General features: G+C 63.6%; 10 protein-coding genes and 1 pseudogene. 7 read left to right on the forward strand and 4 right to left on the reverse strand.

Annotated features, from left to right (window positions below; translation table 11 throughout):
* Window positions 1–142: 142 nt before the first annotated feature.
* A complete protein-coding gene (locus tag ACZ889_RS03245; protein ID WP_476257174.1) occupies window positions 143–5191 on the forward strand; it encodes a trifunctional serine/threonine-protein kinase/ATP-binding protein/sensor histidine kinase in 5049 nt (1682 codons plus the stop codon).
* 54 nt (window positions 5192–5245) lie between these two features.
* Here ACZ889_RS03245 and ycaC (ACZ889_RS03250) read toward each other — a convergent pair whose 3' ends face one another.
* Both ycaC (ACZ889_RS03250) and ACZ889_RS03255 read right to left on the reverse strand, forming a co-directional pair.
* Window positions 5246–5872 (reverse strand): isochorismate family cysteine hydrolase YcaC, encoded by a 627-nt coding sequence (gene ycaC, locus ACZ889_RS03250; RefSeq protein WP_003253573.1) that lies wholly within the window; start codon window positions 5870–5872, stop codon window positions 5246–5248.
* A gap of 73 nt (window positions 5873–5945) precedes the next feature.
* On the reverse strand, window positions 5946–6308 hold the full coding sequence (locus ACZ889_RS03255; protein WP_012054076.1) for a helix-turn-helix domain-containing protein: 363 nt from the start codon (window positions 6306–6308) through the stop codon (window positions 5946–5948).
* A 180-nt stretch (window positions 6309–6488) separates the two neighbouring features.
* Here ACZ889_RS03255 and ACZ889_RS03260 point away from each other — a divergent pair, with 180 nt between their 5' ends.
* The 3 genes and pseudogenes from ACZ889_RS03260 to ACZ889_RS03270 all read left to right on the forward strand — a co-directional run bounded on the left by ACZ889_RS03260 (window position 6489) and on the right by ACZ889_RS03270 (window position 10446).
* The gene (locus ACZ889_RS03260; RefSeq protein WP_054888384.1) at window positions 6489–7475 is read left to right on the forward strand and encodes a GlxA family transcriptional regulator; all 987 of its coding nucleotides are present in this window, start codon (window positions 6489–6491) and stop codon (window positions 7473–7475) included.
* Window positions 7476–7673: 198 nt separating this feature from the next.
* A pseudogene (locus ACZ889_RS03265) lies at window positions 7674–9462 on the forward strand (monovalent cation:proton antiporter-2 (CPA2) family protein).
* Window positions 9463–10152: 690 nt separating this feature from the next.
* Complete coding sequence (locus ACZ889_RS03270) at window positions 10153–10446, forward strand: hypothetical protein (protein WP_012054079.1); 294 nt, start codon at window positions 10153–10155, stop codon at window positions 10444–10446.
* Window positions 10447–10794: 348 nt separating this feature from the next.
* Here the strand turns inward: ACZ889_RS03270 and ycaC (ACZ889_RS03275) are convergent, their stop codons facing one another.
* Complete coding sequence (ycaC, locus tag ACZ889_RS03275) at window positions 10795–11424, reverse strand: isochorismate family cysteine hydrolase YcaC (protein ID WP_010955763.1); 630 nt, start codon at window positions 11422–11424, stop codon at window positions 10795–10797.
* A gap of 228 nt (window positions 11425–11652) precedes the next feature.
* Here ycaC (ACZ889_RS03275) and ACZ889_RS03280 point away from each other — a divergent pair, with 228 nt between their 5' ends.
* The 3 genes from ACZ889_RS03280 to ACZ889_RS03290 all read left to right on the forward strand — a co-directional run bounded on the left by ACZ889_RS03280 (window position 11653) and on the right by ACZ889_RS03290 (window position 15630).
* Complete coding sequence (locus tag ACZ889_RS03280; protein WP_010955764.1) at window positions 11653–12564, forward strand: LysR substrate-binding domain-containing protein; 912 nt, start codon at window positions 11653–11655, stop codon at window positions 12562–12564.
* A gap of 203 nt (window positions 12565–12767) precedes the next feature.
* The gene (locus ACZ889_RS03285; protein WP_476257175.1) at window positions 12768–14030 is read left to right on the forward strand and encodes an OprD family porin; all 1263 of its coding nucleotides are present in this window, start codon (window positions 12768–12770) and stop codon (window positions 14028–14030) included.
* 1 nt (window position 14031) lies between these two features.
* A complete protein-coding gene (locus ACZ889_RS03290; protein WP_476257176.1) occupies window positions 14032–15630 on the forward strand; it encodes an MFS transporter in 1599 nt (532 codons plus the stop codon).
* A gap of 177 nt (window positions 15631–15807) precedes the next feature.
* Here the strand turns inward: ACZ889_RS03290 and ACZ889_RS03295 are convergent, their stop codons facing one another.
* Window positions 15808–17649, reverse strand: coding sequence for an amidohydrolase (locus ACZ889_RS03295; protein WP_476258010.1), 1842 nt, complete (start codon window positions 17647–17649; stop codon window positions 15808–15810).
* Window positions 17650–17692: the final 43 nt, after the last annotated feature.

The following is a 17692-nucleotide window of genomic DNA, read 5'->3' on the forward strand; positions in this document are numbered from 1 at the left end:
GACTATACAAAAGCCCGCCAGCCCTCAGGGGACGATAACGGACAACAGCGTGCCCGTTCCTGCCAAGCAGGCTGTAACCCGCATCCACGCTGGGCCCGCTGCGTATACTCGCGCCTCAGGATGTCGCTAGCGGGGGTGCTTTATGCTCGATGAACGCCTTGCCCACAGGCCCATCGATTACGACCAGTCAATCGACGAGGGCTGGCTGAACCGGTGCGAGATCAGCGCGCTGGGCCAGGAAGGTGAGCTCAGCTATTTCCGCCTGCGCGACCCCGCTTCACATCAAGCCTGGATCGCCGTGCGCGCGCCGCTCGAGGCACCTTCCGCCTGTCAGCGCCTGGAGCGTGACTACCGCCTGCAACTGGACCCGCAGTGGGCGGTGATCCCCTCGGCGTTCGTGCGCTCGGCCGAAGGCCCCTTGCTGGTGTACCCGGCCGGCCTCTCAGTCGCCGACCTGATCGCTGAAGGCCCTGCGGCGCTGGAGCCGTTTCTAGACATCGCGGTGAACGCTGCCCATGCGTTGGCGCAAGCGCACGAACGCAATGCGCTGCACGGTACATTGCAGCCCGAACATGTGTACCTGCGCGCCCACCAGCGGGTGCGCCTGGGCTTCTTTCGCGCCGACCCAGCAGAACGGATCAGCGAACAGGGCACCCCGCTCGGCAACTGGGCCTACCTGGCGCCGGAGCAGGTTTGCCCGCACGGAAGCAGCAGCGACCGACGCAGTGATATCTATGCCCTGGGGGCAATCCTCTACCAGTTACTGGTAGGCGAACTGCCGCTGGCCGGGCGCGACACCCAGCACTGGCGACAGCTGCATGCTGGTGTGCAGCCGCGGGCGGCCAGCGAAGTGGACAGCAAGGTGCCGCCCCCCCTCAGCCTGGTCCTGGCAAAGGCCTTGGCCAAAGAGCCGGACGCCCGCTACCAGAGCGCGCGCGCCTTTGCAGTGGACTTGGCTCACTGCCAGCGGCAGTGGGCCGCCCACAAAACCATGGCACCCTTCACCCCAGGCTGCGCCGACCCGGTAGCGCCCGACCACGCACGCCTGTATGGCCGCAGCGCCGAGCAAAAGGCTATCGCCCTGCTGCTCAAGGCCTTGCATCGCGACAGCAAACCACAAGCCCTGGTCATTTACGGCGCTGCTGGCATGGGCAAGTCGAGCCTGGTCAAAGCAGCTCTCAAGGCCAACGCCGAAGGTTACTGGGCCGTCGGCACGTGCAACAGCCACGCCCAAGCAGTGCCCTACACGCCCTGGATCGAAGTACTCGGTGCCCTGACTACCCAGTTGCTGGCCAAGAACAGTCAGGACCTCGTCACCCTGCGTCGCGAAATCCAGCGCCGCATCAAAAGTCATGGCCGTCTGCTTGGCAAGCTGGCCCCGGACCTGCAACTGATTCTCGGCCCCTTGCCCCAATTACCCGCCAAGCCCACGCGCCTTGCGTTGCACAAGGAACTGCACGCGATCATTGAATTCCTGCAGGTTTTCAGCCGGCCTGGCCAACCGCTGGTGCTGTTCTTCGACGACTTGCAATGGGCCGACGACGCCACCCGGCAACTGCTGGCCCAACTGCTGGCTAACGTGCCGGCTAACCTGCTACTGATTGTCACCCAGTGCAACGATACGCCCACCACCAGCGCACCGTTGGCCATACCCGCAACGGTGCGAAGCACCACGCTGAACCTGCGGCCACTGGCCGTGGGGGCAGTGACCGAGCTGATTGGCGAGCGCTTCCATGTTGCCCCTGAAGACGCATATCAGCTGGCCGAACGGGTGCACGGCAAGACGGCGGGCAACCCGTTTTTCATCAACCAGATCCTCAGGGCCATGGTCGAAGACCAGCTGTTCATCTTCGACACCCAGGCCATGCGCTGGTCATGGTGCCTGCAGGCCGTGGCCCGGCACTGCTATTCCGACAATGTCGCCGACTTGATGGTCCACCGCCTGGAGCGCCTGACGGCACCGCAACGCGACCTGTTGCGGGTCGTCAGCGCGGCGGGCAGCCACTGCGATGAACGCCTGCTTCGGCAGGTACTCGCCCAACCGCCGGGCGAACCGTTGAAAGCCTTGATTCGCGCCGGTTTCCTGCAACCGGGCCAGAATGGCTTAGGCTGCACTCATGACCGGGTGATGGAGGCCGCTTATGCACTCACGCCCGTGCACGAGCGCGCCTCGCTGCATGCACGCATCGCCCTGGCCATGCGCCAGGCTTGGCCAGGGCGAACGCACGAGGTGTTGTTCGAGCTCGCCAGCCAGCTGCAACGCGCCAGCCCATGCGGGTTTGCAGCGGATGACTGCGAAGCGTTCCTGCAGCTTTTACGCGAAGCCGCATCCCGCGCACGCGACACCGGCGCCTTCGAACAGGCCGCTGGCTACCTGCACACCGCCGAGCAGTTGCTGCACCACAGCGCCACGCTGGAAAGCCGCGCCACGCATGGCTTTGCCGTCGCCTGCATGGCGACGGAGTGCGACATGCAACTGTCGCGAACGATCGCAGCGCAGGCCCGCCTCACTGAATGCCGCCAGCGTGCCCGCTCGGTGTTGGACCAGGCGCGGGCGTGCCGGCTGCAGGCACTGCTGTACACCTTGCACGGTGACTATCAGGCGGCTATCGACAGCGCCCTGGACGGCCTGGACTTGCTGGGCATAAGCCCCGTGCGGGGCGTCGACTGGCAAGAGGTCGAGGCCAGTCATGCCCATGTGCAGGCGTTGATCGAACAGAAGGACCGGCATTGCCTGGAGTCACTGCCGCGCACCGATTCGGAGGAAGTGACGGTTGCCATCAGCCTGCTGGCCACTCTGTCATCATCCTTCTTCGTGAAGGACGACATCTGCTTCCTGCACCTGGCCAAGCTCATGGAGATGTCGCTACTGCACGGCGTTGCCCCTGGCAGCACCTACGGCATGGCCTGGTACGGCGTGATGATTGCCGAGCGTTTTGGCGCTTACCATGATGGCCATGCCTGTTGCCTGGCCGCGCTCAAGCTGATCGAGCGGCACGGTTTCGACGCTGATCTGACCAGCGCGTTGCTGGCCCTGGACCAGGTCAGCGCCTGGACCTCGCCCATGGAATTCGCCCGACGTACCGCGCTGGACGCGGTCGACTCGGCGCGCCTGAGCGGTGACCTGGCGATGAGCTGCTATGCCTGCAACCACCTGGTTTCAGATTCGCTGTTCATGGGCCGCTACCTGCCGGACGTGGTCGAGGAAGTGGCGCAAGGCCTGGCCACTGTGCGTCGCCACGGCTACGGCGATATCGAGCAGATCCTGCTGGCCCAGCAAGCGTTCGTCGCCAACCTGAGCGGCACGCCCTGCCCCGCCCCGGCCACTGCCTCGAGATCGCCCACCACGCGGTTCTTCCAGCACCTGTTCGCCGCCATGTGCGCCTTCTACATGGGCAATATCCCGAAGGCCATGCGCGACCTGGCATTGGCCGGTGACAACAGCTGGGCGGCACCGGCGCACATCAACCTGGCTGACTATCATCTGTTCCGCGGCCTGGCCCTGGGCAGCCCCGAGGCCCCGGGCAGTCTTGCCGACAAGCTGCGCCAGTTGCAGGCCCTGCGCGAGCGCTTCAGCCGCTGGGCCGGCTTCAACCCGGCCACCTTCCGCAGCAAGCAGTTGCTGATCGAGGGCGTCATCGCCAAGCTCGAAGGCAACGGCCTGGCCGCGATCCGCTGCTTCGACCAGGCGCAAATCGCCGCCACCGCTGCCGGTTTCATCCACGAGCAGGCACTGGCCCATGAACAGCTGGCCGAGGTGTGCATCCCCAGCGGCCTGATTTCCGGCGCCAACCTGCACCTGCGTATCGCCCGCGACTGCTTCCATATCTGGGGCGCGACCGGCAAGGTGCACCAGCTTGAGACGTTGCATCCGTTTCTGCGCACCCAGCCGATTCAGGAGACCTATCGGGCCACCCACCAGGCCAGGCTGGACCTCGAAGCCGGCATCGAAGCCGCGCGGGCGCTGTCCGAAGAAGTGCTGCTCGAAGGCCTGATCGAAACCCTGATGGGCCACCTGACCCAGCACTCCGGTGCCGACCATGGCGCGCTGCTGATTGTAAGCGGCGCCGAATTCCAGATGGCCGCCCTGGCCTACATCGACGATGCCGGGCTGCACGTGAGCATGGACAACTGCCAGAAGTTCATGACCCAGGCACCGCTGTCAGTCATCAACACCACCATGCGCACCCGCAAACCGCTGGTGCTCAACGATGCCCTCAGTGAGTGCCCGGAGGCCTTCCGCCAACAGCTGCAAGCACGCAACGCCCGCTCGGTGCTGTGCCTGCCGCTGGTGATCCAGGGCGTGCTGATCGGCCTGGTGTACCTGGAAAACCGCCTTGTGCCCAACCTGTTCGGCGGTCAGCGCCTGGCCATGCTGGAAATCCTCGCCTCACAGGCAGCGGTGTCGCTACAAACGGCCAAGTTCTACACACGCCTGGCCGAAGAAAACCAGATCCGCGCACAGATGGAGGCTGAGTTGCGCCGCTCGCGTGCGGAACTGGCGCGCAGTGCGCACTTGCAGGCGATGAATGAGCTGTCAGCGTCCATCGCCCACGAGATCAGCCAACCGCTACTGGGCATCGCCTCCAATGCCGCGGCCAGCCTGCGCTGGTTGAAACGCCCCAATCCCGACCTGGAAGAAGCAATTGCCGGCCTGGAAGACATCCGCAACGACAGCGAACGGGCCGGCAACATCGTGCGGGCGCTGCGGTCCCTGGCCAAGCAGTCACCGATGCAACTCAAGGCGGTGAAGCTGGACGAATTGATCCGCGAGGTGGTGCGCCTGACCTCGGCCGACGCCGCCAAGGGCAAGGTGGATGTGCAGACGCAGCTGAAGGCCGGGGTGTGCGTGACAGCCGACCCGGTGCAGTTGCAGCAGTTGGTGTTCAACCTGATTACCAATGCCCTGGAAGCGTTGTCGGGGTATCGCAGTGACGGGGTGCTGAAGATTGCGTCGGCGGTGGTCGAGGATGGGGTGGAGGTCTGCGTGGACGACAACGGGCCGGGTATCGCGGCGGACGAGCGGGAGCGTGTATTCGATGCCTTTCACTCCACCAAGACCGGTGGCATGGGGATGGGCTTGGCGATCTGCAGTTCGGTGGCCCAGGCCCACGGTGGGCAGTTGCAGGCGCTGGTGTCGCAGTTGGGTGGATGCCGGATTCGTTTCAGTCTGCCTGTGCGTCACGCATAGCCTGTGCCGGCCTCTTCGCGGGTTTACCCGCGAAGAGGCCGATTCAGGATTACATCAACGCGAGGCCAGCGCCGCGTAGCTGTTCATCAGGTTGCGGTAGTTGGGAATACGCTGCGACAGCAGGTTGCCCAGCCCTTCGATGTCGTTGCGCCAGTCGCGGTGCAGTTCGCAGGCCACCGAGAACCAGTTCATCATCTGCGCACCCGCCTGGGTCATGCGCACCCAAGCCGCTTGCTGCACGGTTTCGTTGAAGGTGCCCGAGGCATCGGTCACCACGAACACTTCAAAGCCTTCCGCCAGCGCCGACAGGGTCGGGAATGCCACGCACACATCGGTCACCACACCGGCGATGATCAGTTGCTTGCGGCCCGTGGCCTTGATTGCCTTGACGAAGTCTTCGTTGTCCCAGGCGTTGATCTGGCCCGGACGGGCAATGTACGGCGCATCCGGAAACATTTCTTTCAGCTCGGGCACCAGCGGGCCATTCGGGCCTTGCTCGAAGCTGGTGGTGAGGATGGTCGGCAGGCCAAAGAACTTGGCCAGGTCGCCCAAGGCCAGCACGTTGTTCTTGAATTCGTTGGGCGAAAAATCCTGCACCAGCGAGATCAGACCGGTCTGGTGGTCGACCAGCAGCACCACGGCGTCGTCTTTGTTCAGGCGCTTGTAATCGGGTTGGCTCATGGGGGTGACTCCTTGGGTTGGGATAACGGGCCGGCACTGTCCGCAGGGGGTTATACCGGTGGATAGCTTCGGCTTATGAAAGTACCTGCGCCTGCCGCCAGGCCTTGGGTGGCTGGCCGACCAGGCGGCTGAAAGCGCGGGTGAAATGGGCCTGGTCGCAAAAACCGCATTCCAGGCTCACATGGGTGATAGGCGCCTCGGTGGCGAGCAAGCGCTTGGCCTTTTCCATGCGCGCCAGCAGGCGCCAGGCCTGCGGCGAAAGGCCGGTGTTGACTTTGAAGGCGCGGGAAAAGTGGCTGCGTGTGAGGTTGCATACCGCAGCGATCTCAATGATCGACAACGGGCTGTGCAACATCAGCTCCTTGGCCCGGCGCAGCCGCGCGGGCGTGAGTGCGCCGGGGGTTTGCAGCGGCGCTTCGGGCGTCCCAGGGTACATGGCGACTCTCCTGTTCAATGCAGAAAGTCTCGCCCCCGGCACATGACGAAGTCCTGAGCCAAACCTGAATTGTTGTTAATTGTGCGCTGCTGGCCCTGGGCGTTTTGCCGATATCTTAAGATGCGTTTCGTATTCAGCTTCTGGCCGCTACCTGCGGCCGGCATTCAAGGCGACAGAGGCATGCAGGAAAAACCCGCCCACCGCACCGTGGCCATGGTGCTGTTCAACGATGTGCTACTGCTGGATGTCACCGGCCCCATGGATGCATTCGCCATCGCCAACCGGTTCTTGCCTGCAGCACGGCAATATCGGCTGCTGACCTTGGCCGAGGGGCAAGCAGTGGTGCGCGGCTCATGCGGCCTGAAGGTGGTGGCAGACCAGCGCCTGGAGGACTTGCCGGAGGCCGTCGACCTGTTGCTGGTGCCGGGCGGCCCAGGGGCCTATGACACCGCCCTGCCAGGGATCGAGCGCTGGCTGCCCAAGGCCGTACGCCAGGCGAAGCGCTTCGGCGCCATCTGTACCGGGGTGTTCCTGCTGGGGCGGGCCGGGTTACTGAATGGCTATCGCTGTACCACCCACTGGAACTACGTGGAGCGCCTGGCACAGGCGTTCCCCGAGGCCAAGGTGGAGACCGAGCAGATCTACGTGATGGACCGCTGCCTGATCACTTCGGGCGGTATCACTGCAGGGATCGACCTGGCACTGGCGGTGGTCGCCGAGGACCATGGCAAGGCGCTGGCCCTGGAAGTGGCCAAGGTACTGCTGGTTGCCCGCCACCGTCAGGGCGGGCAGACACCCTACGGGCCGTTGCTGGCTGCGGTACCACGCGATGACTCGCCGATTGCCCGGGTACAGGCCTATATCGTCGACCACATCGAGCAGGCGTTCACCGTGCAGAAAATGGCCGAACTGGTGGCCATGAGCGGGCGCAACTTTGCCCGGACGTTTCAGCGTGAGGTGGGCATTACGCCGCTGCAGTACCTGCAGAATGCGCGCATCGATCGTGCGCGCAAGCTGCTCGAATGCGGTGACCTGCCGATGAAGGTGGTGGCGGCGCAGTGCGGGTTTGGCAGTGACCGACACATGCGCAAGGTATTCTTTGAGCGAATTGGCATGACGCCGGCGCAGTATCGGGCACAGTTTGGTGGCGGTGAACAGTCGGATTAGCGCTGCCTTCCTCGCGGGCGCGCCCGCTCCCACAGAGACAGCACAGGCCTTGAGCCCAGGTAAGCGCTGGCACCGATTGTCACTTTGAACAGGACAATGTTTCTTCCCGTCAGATGATTGTTTGCCCCCTCCCTACCCCTCAGAATTGTCCGTCAAACTGTTCGAACGCTGCCCCGGCAGCTCATGGAGTACGAGCCAATGCCACACGAAGGCAGCCTTCTGCAAACCGCGGTGATCTTCCTGCTTGCCGCCGTCCTCGCCGTCCCCCTGGCCAAGCGCCTGCAACTGGGTGCCGTGCTCGGCTACCTGCTCGCCGGTGTGGTCATCGGCCCGCAAGCACTTGGCCTGATCCGCGACACAGAAAGCGTGGCGCACATTTCCGAACTGGGCGTGGTCTTGCTGCTGTTCATCATCGGCCTGGAACTGTCGCCCAAACGCTTGTGGCTGATGCGCAAGTCGGTGTTTGGTGTCGGCACTGCCCAAGTGGTGCTGACCGGCGCAGTCATCGGCGCCATCGCCCTGTTCGGCTTCAGCCAGACGCTACCTGCAGCCATCGTGCTCGGCCTGGGCCTGGCGCTTTCGTCCACCGCCCTTGGCCTGCAGAGCCTGGCCGAGAGCAAGCAGCTCAATGCACCGCACGGCCGTCTGGCGTTCGCCATCCTGTTGTTCCAGGACATCGCCGCGATCCCGCTGATCGCCTTGGTACCGCTGCTGGCCGCCAGTGGCCCGGACACCAGCCAAGGCGACAGCCTGCAAACACGGCCTGAAGGTATTCGCCAGCATCGCCGTGGTGATCATCGGCGGTCGCTACCTGTTGCGCCCAGTGTTCCGCACCGTGGCTCGCACCGGCCTGCCGGAAGTGTCTACTGCCACCGCACTGCTGGTGGTGATCGGCACCGCCTGGCTGATGGAAGAAGCGGGTATCTCCATGGCCCTTGGCGCTTTCCTCGCCGGCCTGCTGCTGGCCGACTCGGAATACCGTCACGAGCTGGAATCGCAGATCGAACCCTTCAAGGGCCTGCTGCTGGGGCTGTTCTTCATCAGCGTGGGCATGGGCGCCAACCTGCACCTGTTACTGGAAATGCCGCTGGTGGTGCTGGGCCTGACCCTGTTGCTGGTGGCCGTTAAGCTGCTGTTGCTGATAGGCGTCGGCCGCCTGGTCGGTGGCCTGAACAGCGCCAGCGCCCTGCGCCTGGGCATGGTATTGGCGGCCGGTGGCGAGTTCGCCTTCGTGGTGTTCAAGCTGGGCAAGGACCAAGGCCTGTTCGATACCCAGACCTACGACCTGCTGCTGATGACCATTACCCTGTCGATGGCCATCACCCCGCTGCTGATGCTGGGTTGCGCCCGCGTCCTCAAGCGCCCGCAGCCGGCGCGTGAAGTGCCCGAGCAGTACAAGCAGATCCAGACTGATACGCCGCGGGTGGTGATCGTCGGCATGGGCCGCATGGGCCAGATCGTCGCGCGCATCCTGCGGGCGCAGAAGATCCCGTTCATTGCCCTGGAAACCTCGGTGGACACCATCGAGATGACCCGCATGTTCGAACAGGTACCGGTGTTCTACGGCGACCCGCTGCGCCCGGAGGTGTTGCACGCCGCCAAGGTGGGTGAAGCGGAGTATTTCATCATCACCATTGATGACCCTGAAGCCGCCATTCATACCGCCGCACGGGTGAAGCGCCTGTACCCACACCTGAAGGTGCTGGCCCGGGCGCGCAACCGCCAGCATGTGCACAAACTGGCGGATGTGGGCGCCGAGCCGATTCGCGAGACGTTCTACTCCAGCCTGGAAATGACCCGCCGGGCACTGGTGGGGTTGGGCCTGAGCGATGAACAGGCGGCGGACCGCATTGCACGGTTTACTCAACATGACGAAGAGGTGCTGGAGGCCCAGGGGCAAGTGCGTGATGACCGGGCCAAGGTGATGCAGACGGCCAAGGAGGCGCGGGTGGAGTTGGAAAGGTTGTTTGATTCGGATGCGGATTGAGGCCTTTTGGCGCGTGCCTTGAGGGTTGTAGTGCCTGTGAGATCGGGCGCCGCCCGCGCGGCGCTTCGCGGGTAAACCCGCTCCTACGTTTGTTTCGGGCCAGTTATTCCTGTGGGACGCGCACGCGAGCCCCCCTGGCGCACGCCTCGATATCGCGTCGTACAAACAAGGCGGTCGCGCGCGCCTGGCACAGGAGGGACTGGCCCGAAACAAACGTAGGAGCGGGTTTACCCGCGAAGCGCCGCGCGGGCGGCGCTCGATCTCATGGGCGCCCAAAAACTATCGCCAGGCACCTGGAAGCCATCCTGCAATTTCCTGACGATCACCTCGCCGCCATTACGCGAACACACAAAAGCCATCACAAAATCGTCTAATTCTCAGCTGGGTCCTACTTCCCCGCGAACCATTTCCTACGTTCACGCCAATCCCAAGGAATTATCCTACACACCGTGTCGACGCCCGTCTGATTGTCCAGGGAAGGCCTGCTCTCTAGGCTAACCGGGTCGCTGTCGGTTCAGCGATCGGGTGTGGAAACCCGGATGTGATGAAGGGCTGCCGTTATGGCAGTTGTGCGCGTGAGGCCGTTTGGCCTACCGGCTTGCCTTCTCACCGGTTTTCCACCCCGCGCACAACTGCCGCCTTCTGCGTGGAAACGGGTGGTTGCAGTTCAATCCTGGAGAAGGAATTGCCATGAAAAGAATCGTCCCCGATCCACCCCTCCCCAACACCACACAACGCTCTTTCAGCCGCTGCGATGCCGGCCATCCCCCATTGTTCACCGTAAACCCCGGCGTTTCCGCCCACGATGCCCTGGTGCATGTCGCCCAATACCTGCGCGGTGCCTATGACTGTGGCTACAAAGCCTTGGAGCATCTGGATGACACAGGCAAGAGCCTGTTCTGGAGCAACCTGAACGCACTCGAAATGGCAGAAGGGTTGGTTGAGGCATTGCTGGATGGGATTGAGTCACAGCCCATGAACTGAGTCGCCTGTATCGGCCTCTTCGCGGGTGAACCCGCTCCCACAGAGTCCTCGTCGACACGGGTGTCAGTACCAACCACAGAAAAGGGCCACTGTTTCCAGTGGCCCATCAGATGCTCGATATTCATATGCACACCTCAAGCCGGGGTGTGGAGGTCTCACCCTACACTGATGATTCAGCCATCGATGGGGTTCCTGATCCAGTTACTGCCGCTGAATGACAACTGGCTTCGCGCTCGGGTGAAACGCTAACAATGCCGCCAATACAGGTCAACGACTGGAACAAAGCGCAACAAAAAAACCGGCTCCCTACAGAGAGAGCCGGCCTTTGTGCGCGTTGCTGATGCTTGATTACTTACCCGCAGTCAGCGCGTTATAGCTGGTCATCAGGTTGCGATAATCCGGAATGTGGTTGGAGCAGAGTGCAGCCAGCCCTTCGACATCGTTGCGCCAGTCGCGGTGCAGCTCGCAGGCCACGCCGAACCAGGTCATCAGTTGGGCGCCCGCCTGGCTCATGCGGTCATGCGCGGCATCACGGGTCATTTCATTGAAGGTGCCGGAAGCATCGGTCACCACGAACACCTCAAATTCTTCCTCCAAGGCCGACAGCGCCGGGAACGCCACGCAAACCTCGGTCACAACACCTGCAATGATCAGCTGCTTCTTGCCGGTCGCCTTCACCGCCTTGACGAAATCCTCGTTGTCCCAGGCGTTGATCTGGCCAGGGCGGGCAATGTACGGCGCATCCGGGAACAGGGCTTTCAGTTCCGGCACCAGCGGGCCGTTGGGGCCTTGCTCGAAGCTGGTGGTGAGGATGGTCGGCAGGTTGAAGAACTTGGCCAGGTCAGCCAGCGCCAGCACGTTGTTCTTGAACTTGTCCGGCTCGATATCGCGCACCAGGGACAGCAGGCCAGCCTGGTGGTCGACCAGCAGTACGGCAGCGTCGTCTTTGTTCAGGCGGTTGTAGGTGAATTTGCTCATGGTCTGTGCTCCTAAGGGTTATGAATTTTTCAGCAATCCGGGGTGTTTCGCGTTGATGGGCACAGATTAAAATCATCACCTTTGCGGCGGTAGTTAGCAGAATCTGGCTTTAGCGTTCTGATTTATGAACGATGGATTTGTAGGGGCTGTGCCGGCCTCTTCGCGGCTAAAGCCGCTCCTACAAGCGAAGAGGCCGGCACAGGCAACCAAATACCCGGAGACCGACCATTGGAAGACCTCAACTCCCTCTACTACTTCACCCAGGTCGTCGAACATGGCGGCTTCGCCCCGGCCGGGCGGGCGCTGGACATGCCCAAGTCGAAGCTCAGCCGGCGAATCGCCGACCTTGAAGACCGCCTGGGTGTGCGGCTGTTGAACCGCACCAGCCGCCACTGCTCGCTGACCGAAATCGGCCAGGCCTATTACAACCGCTGCCTGGCCATGCGCGTGGAGGCCGAGGGCGCGGCGGAAATCATCGAGCGCAACCGCAGCGAACCGCGCGGCCTGGTGCGCATCAGTTGCCCGACCACCCTGCTCAACTCCTGGGTCGGGCCGATGCTGACCCGCTACATGCTCAAGTACCCGCAGGTGGAGCTGTTCATCGAAAGTACCAACCGCCGTGTCGACCTGTTGCACGAGGGCTTCGATATTGCTCTGCGGGTGCGCTTTCCGCCGCTGGAGAACACTGACATGGTGATGAAGGTGCTGAGCAACAGCACCCAGTGCCTGGTCGGCCAGCCTCAATACCTGGCGCAACTGCCCAAAGGCTTTGATCCGCAGCTACTGGGCACGCTACCCAGCGTGCATTGGGGCAGTGCCCAGCGCGAGTACCAATGGGAACTGTTCCAGGGTGAGGACAACAGCCGCAGCATCGTCATCCCGCATACACCACGCATGGTGACTGATGACCTGTTTGCCTTGCGCCACTTCGTGGTAGCTGGAGTGGGGATCGCACACTTGCCGCGGGTGGCGGTGCGTGAGGACCTGGCGGCGGGACGTCTGGTTGAGCTGATTCCGGACTGGCACCCGCGTTGCGGCATCGTGCATGCGATCTTCCCATCGCGACGTGGGTTGCTGCCTTCGGTGCGAGCGCTGATCGATCATCTGGCTGAGGAGTTCGCCATCAGCGACATGGCTTGAGTGCCTGGCTGGCTGAGCCGGCCTCTTCGCGGGCATGCCCGCTCCCACAGGTATTGCACAAGGCTCGGGGCCAGTGGCAAACCCGTGGGAACGGGCGCACCCGCGAAAAGGCCGGCATAGGTAAACCGCTCCCCCAGCACACCCTTACAAGACCCCTGGCCTATCCTTGCTCCACAGTCCCGGATCATCCCCCGGAGCTCCCCATGATCCGCGCCACACACGGACCAGGCCGCGCCCTGCTCGCCACCCTCGCCCTCTGGCCGGCGCTGAGCCACGCCGAAGCGCCCGGCTGGTCGCTGCTCAGCCGCAACTATTTCCTGCACAGTGACTTCCGCTCGCCCTCCGGCAGCGGCCAGAACTACCGCCAGGAATGGGCCCAAGGCTTCATCGGCGAGGTGCGTTCCGGTTTCACCGAAGGCACTGTCGGCGTCGGCATCGATGCCCATGGCTTTCTTGGCCTCAAGCTCGACGGCGGCCGCGGCCACAGCGGCACCGGCCTGCTGCCACGCGACAGCGACAGCCGCGCCGAGCCCGAGTACTCCAGTGCCGGTGCCGCGCTCAAAATGCAGTTAGGCAACACCCAACTGCGCTATGGCGAGATGATGGTGGAAACCCCGGTATTCGACACCGGTGACAAACGCCTGCACCCGGAATACGCCACCGGCTGGTGGGTGGAAAACACCGACCAGCCCGACTGGCGCCTGCAGGCCGGGCGTTTCACTGCCTTCAACAACCAGGACGACAGCTCCACCCACGACGACTTCAGCGGCTACGGCGCGACCACCCACAACCGGGCCATCAGCCTGGCCGGTGCCACCTTCGCACCCAACGGGCCGTTCGGCGCCGCAGTGTATGCCGGGCAGCTGGAAAACACCTGGCGCCAGGCCTACCTCAACCTGAACGTGGCCGAGGGCAACTGGCGCCTGGACGGCAATCTGTACAAAACCCGCGACACCGGCAACGCCAGCGCCGGGGCGATCGACACCCTCGCCTACAGCCTGCTGGCCAGGTACAGCTTCGGCGCCCAGGCGCTGAGCCTGGCCTACCAGAAGGTCGAGGGCGACACCCCGTTCGACTTCGTCGGCGGCGACTCCATCTACCTGGCCAACGCGATCAAGTACGCCGACTTCAACGGCCCGGGCGAGCACTCGTGGCAACTGCGCTATGACCTGAATTTCGCCACCCTCGGCGCACCTGGCCTGAGCCTGATGGGCCGCTATGTCAGCGGCCGCGGCATCGACGGCAGCCATGCGCCTGCGGGCAGCGCCTATGTGAACCAGTACGGCGACGGCGGCAAGCACTGGGAACGCGACATCGACCTGAAATACGTGGTGCAGTCGGGGGCTGCCAAGGACCTGAGCCTGTCGTTCTCCCACGTCAGCCACCGCGCCAACCAGGCCCAGGCGGGCAATGATATCGACCGCATCTACCTGATCATCGAATACCCACTCAAAGGCAGCTTCTGACATGAGCACATCACCTTCAGGTGCCTGGAGCCCGTTGCGTAACACCACCTTCCGCATGCTGTGGATCGCCACCATCGCCTCCAATATCGGCACCTGGATGCACGAGGTGGGCGCCGGCTGGCTGATGACCACACTGTCGGCCAGCCCGCTGCACGTGGCGTTGATCCAGGTAGCAGGCTCGCTGCCGATGTTCTTCCTGGCCCTGCCGGCTGGCGCAGCGGCGGACATCGTCGACAAACGCCGCTACCTGTTGCTGGTGCAGCTGTGGATGTCTTGCGTAGCGGTTGTGCTGGCGGCCCTGACGTTGCTCGGGATGATGAACGTCACCTTGCTGCTGGTGCTGACCCTGGCACTGGGCATTGGTACAGCGCTGATGATGCCGGCGTGGAGCGCACTGACACCGGAACTGGTGGGCAAGGAGGACCTGGCCAACGCGGTGGCGCTTTCCAGTGTCGGCATCAACGTGTCACGGGCCATCGGCCCGGCACTGGCGGGGGTGGTGGTGAGCATGGTCGGCCCGTGGCTGACCTTTGCCCTGAATGCCATCTCGTTCGCGGGTGTGATCCTGGTGTTGTTCCTGTGGAAGCGCGAGGTGAAGGAACCACTGCTGCCGGCCGAACGCTTCGTTGGCGCCATGCGCACTGGGCTGCGCTTTGCCCGCAGCGCCAAGCCTTTGCAGGCCGTGATGCTACGCGCGTTGGCGTTCTTTTTCTGCGCCAGCGCCGGCACTTCGCTGCTGCCGCTGATCGTGCGTGGCGAGATGCGCGGCACCGCAGCGGACTTCGGCCTGCTGCTGGCGGCCATCGGTATTGGCGCAGTGGCGGGTGCCACCTTGCTGCCGCGCCTGCGTGAGCGCATCAGCCGTGACCGGCTGGTGTTACTGGCCAGCCTGCTGTATGCCCTGTTCCTGCTGGCCCTGGCGTTGGTGCGCAATTTCTATGCGCTGCTGCCAGCGATGCTGCTCAGCGGCGCGGCGTGGATCGCGGTGCTGTCCAACCTGCAGGTGGCTGCGCAGACTTCGGTGCCCGCCTGGGTAAGGGCGCGGGCTTTGTCGGTATACATTCTGATTTTCTTCGGCGCCATGGCCTGTGGTGGCCTGCTGTGGGGCACGCTGGCCAGCCATGCAACGCTCACCTTCAGCCTGCTGGTGGCCGCAGGCGGCCTGGCGTTGGGTACCTTGCTGACCTGCAAGGTGGCGCTGCCGGAAACCGAAGCAGAGGAGCTGACGCCGTCGCTGCATTGGCCGGTGCCGGTGTTGAGCGATGACATGGACAAGGACGCCGGACCGGTGATGGTCACCATCGAGTACCACATCGCCCCCACCAAGGCCGAGGCCTTCCAGCAGGCGGCGCGGGAGCTGGAAGCGATGCGCAAGCGCAATGGCGCATTGTCGTGGGGGTTGATGCGGGACAGTGCTGATCCGGCGTTGTGGCTGGAGTTCTTCTTCGAGGAATCGTGGCTGGAGCATCTGCGGCATCACCACCGGGTGACCCGTGGTGAACTGAAGATCGAGGCGCGGGTCAGGATGCTGCAGACCGATGGGGTTGAAGTGCGGATTCGGCATTTGTTGGCTGGCGGGGAGCATAAGGCACACCATTGATGCCGGCCCTTACGGCCCATTCGCGGGTGAACCCGCTCCTACACATGATCTGCGGTAGACACACACCGGACGTTGGAAACAGGCCGTTGTAGGAGCGGGTTTACCCGCGAAAGGGCCGGCACTGAAGACACAAGAAAGGGGCCAGTTATTGGCCCCCGTTCGTCACATCAGCTCAGCTTAGAAAGCGAAGCACGAACAGCCCAGCGCCCCCCAGAAGCCCTGGAAGTCATTTACCGGCACGCTCGAATGCCGCGCCTTTTCGTGGCTGTGCGCATGCACACCACAAGGCCCGCTGCACTGGTGCACGGTGGCTGCCAACGATGGCGTACCGACGCGCCAGTGCCCCGGCACCTTGGTCACCGGCGACCACTCTGGCAGCACCGGCACCTGCGGCGGGCCAAGCTTGTCGAACTCGCCAGCACCGTACACCACCTTGCCATCAACGATGGTCAGCACCGACTCGATGCCCTTGATCGCCTCTTCATCGACACTGAAGAAGTCCAGCGACAATGCTGCCAGGTCAGCCAGCTGGCCCACCTTGATCTGGCCCTTCTTGCCTTGCTCGCTGGAGAACCAGGCGCTGCCCTGGGTGAACAGTTGCAGCGCGGTGTCACGGCTCAGGCCTTCCGGGTACAGCTCCATGCCACCGACCGTCTTGCCGCTGACCAGCCAGTACAATGAGGTCCATGGGTTGTAGCTAGACACCCGAGTGGCATCGGTACCCGCGCCCACCGGCACGCCCATCTCGAGCATGCGTTTGATCGGCGGGGTCTGTTCGGCAGCCTTGGCGCCGTAACGATCGACGAAGTACTCACCCTGGAAGGCCATGCGATCCTGAATGGCAATACCGCCACCCAGCGCCCGCACGCGCTCGATGTTCTGGGGGGTGATGGTTTCGGCGTGGTCGAAGAACCACGGCAAGCCATTGAACGGGATGTCCCGGTTGACCTTTTCGAACACGTCGAGCATGCGCGTGATCGACTCGTTGTAGGTGGCGTGCAGGCGGAACGGCCAGCGCTGCTCGACCAGGTGGCGCACCACCGGCTCCAGTTCTTCTTCCATGGTCTGCGGCAGGTCCGGGCGCGGCTCGAGGAAGTCCTCGAAGTCGGCGGCAGAGAACACCAGCATTTCGCCCGCGCCATTGTGGCGCAAGAAATCGGTGCCGCTGTGCAGCTTGACGCTGGAGGTCCACTTCTTGAAGTCGTCCAGTTCTTCCTTGGGCTTCTGGGTGAACAGGTTGTAGGCGATGCGCACGGTCAGCTGGTTGTTGTCGGCCAGCTCCTGGATCACGGAGTAGTCGTCGGGGAAGTTCTGGTAGCCGCCGCCGGCGTCGATGGCGCTGGTCAGGCCCAGCCGGTTGAGCTCACGCATGAACTGGCGAGTGGAGTTGACCTGATACTCCAGCGGCAGCTTAGGCCCCTTGGCCAGCGTGGCGTAGAGGATCATCGCGTTCGGGCGGGCGATCAGCATGCCGGTCGGGTTGCCGAACTTGTCACGCTGGATTTCGCCACCTGGCGGGTTCGGGGTGCTCTTGTCGTAGCCGACGGCCTTGAGCGCAGCGCGGTTGAGCAGCGCGCGGTCATACAGGTGCAACAGGAATACCGGGGTATCGGGCGCAGCCTGGTTGATTTCTTCCAGGGTGGGCATGCGTTTTTCGGCGAACTGGAATTCGTTCCAGCCACCGACTACCCGCACCCACTGCGGGGTTGGCGTGCGCGCAGCCTGGTCCTTGAGCATGCGCAGGGCATCGGCCACCGACGGTACCCCTTCCCAACGTAGCTCGAGGTTGTAGTTCAGGCCACCGCGGATCAGGTGCAGGTGCGAGTCATTGAGGCCCGGGATCACCGTGCGCTGCTTGAGGTCGATGATTTGCGTGGCGGCGCCCTTGTGGGCCATGGCCTCGGCGTCGTTGCCCACGGCGACGAAGCGGCCGTCCTTGATGGCGACGGCGGTCGCGGTGGGCTTTTCGCGGTCAACGGTGTGCAGTTTGCCGTTGAACAGAATCAGGTCGGCGGTCATGGAACCTCCTTGCGTGGATGCGTGAGCGGAACCGGCTTGGCCG

This window comes from Pseudomonas sp. TE3895 (assembly GCF_056278855.1).

Bases quoted from the DNA above. Each gene is read 5' to 3' on its own strand.
- ACZ889_RS03245 (WP_476257174.1), top strand. From the start codon at position 143: ATGCTCGATGAACGCCTTGCCCACAGGCCCATCGATTACGACCAGTCA.
- ycaC (WP_003253573.1), bottom strand. From the start codon at position 5,872: ATGAGCCAACCCGATTACAAGCGCCTGAACAAAGACGACGCCGTGGTG.
- ACZ889_RS03255 (WP_012054076.1), bottom strand. From the start codon at position 6,308: ATGTACCCTGGGACGCCCGAAGCGCCGCTGCAAACCCCCGGCGCACTC.
- ACZ889_RS03260 (WP_054888384.1), top strand. From the start codon at position 6,489: ATGCAGGAAAAACCCGCCCACCGCACCGTGGCCATGGTGCTGTTCAAC.
- ACZ889_RS03270 (WP_012054079.1), top strand. From the start codon at position 10,153: ATGAAAAGAATCGTCCCCGATCCACCCCTCCCCAACACCACACAACGC.
- ycaC (WP_010955763.1), bottom strand. From the start codon at position 11,424: ATGAGCAAATTCACCTACAACCGCCTGAACAAAGACGACGCTGCCGTA.
- ACZ889_RS03285 (WP_476257175.1), top strand. From the start codon at position 12,768: ATGATCCGCGCCACACACGGACCAGGCCGCGCCCTGCTCGCCACCCTC.
- ACZ889_RS03290 (WP_476257176.1), top strand. From the start codon at position 14,032: ATGAGCACATCACCTTCAGGTGCCTGGAGCCCGTTGCGTAACACCACC.
- ACZ889_RS03295 (WP_476258010.1), bottom strand. From the start codon at position 17,649: ATGACCGCCGACCTGATTCTGTTCAACGGCAAACTGCACACCGTTGAC.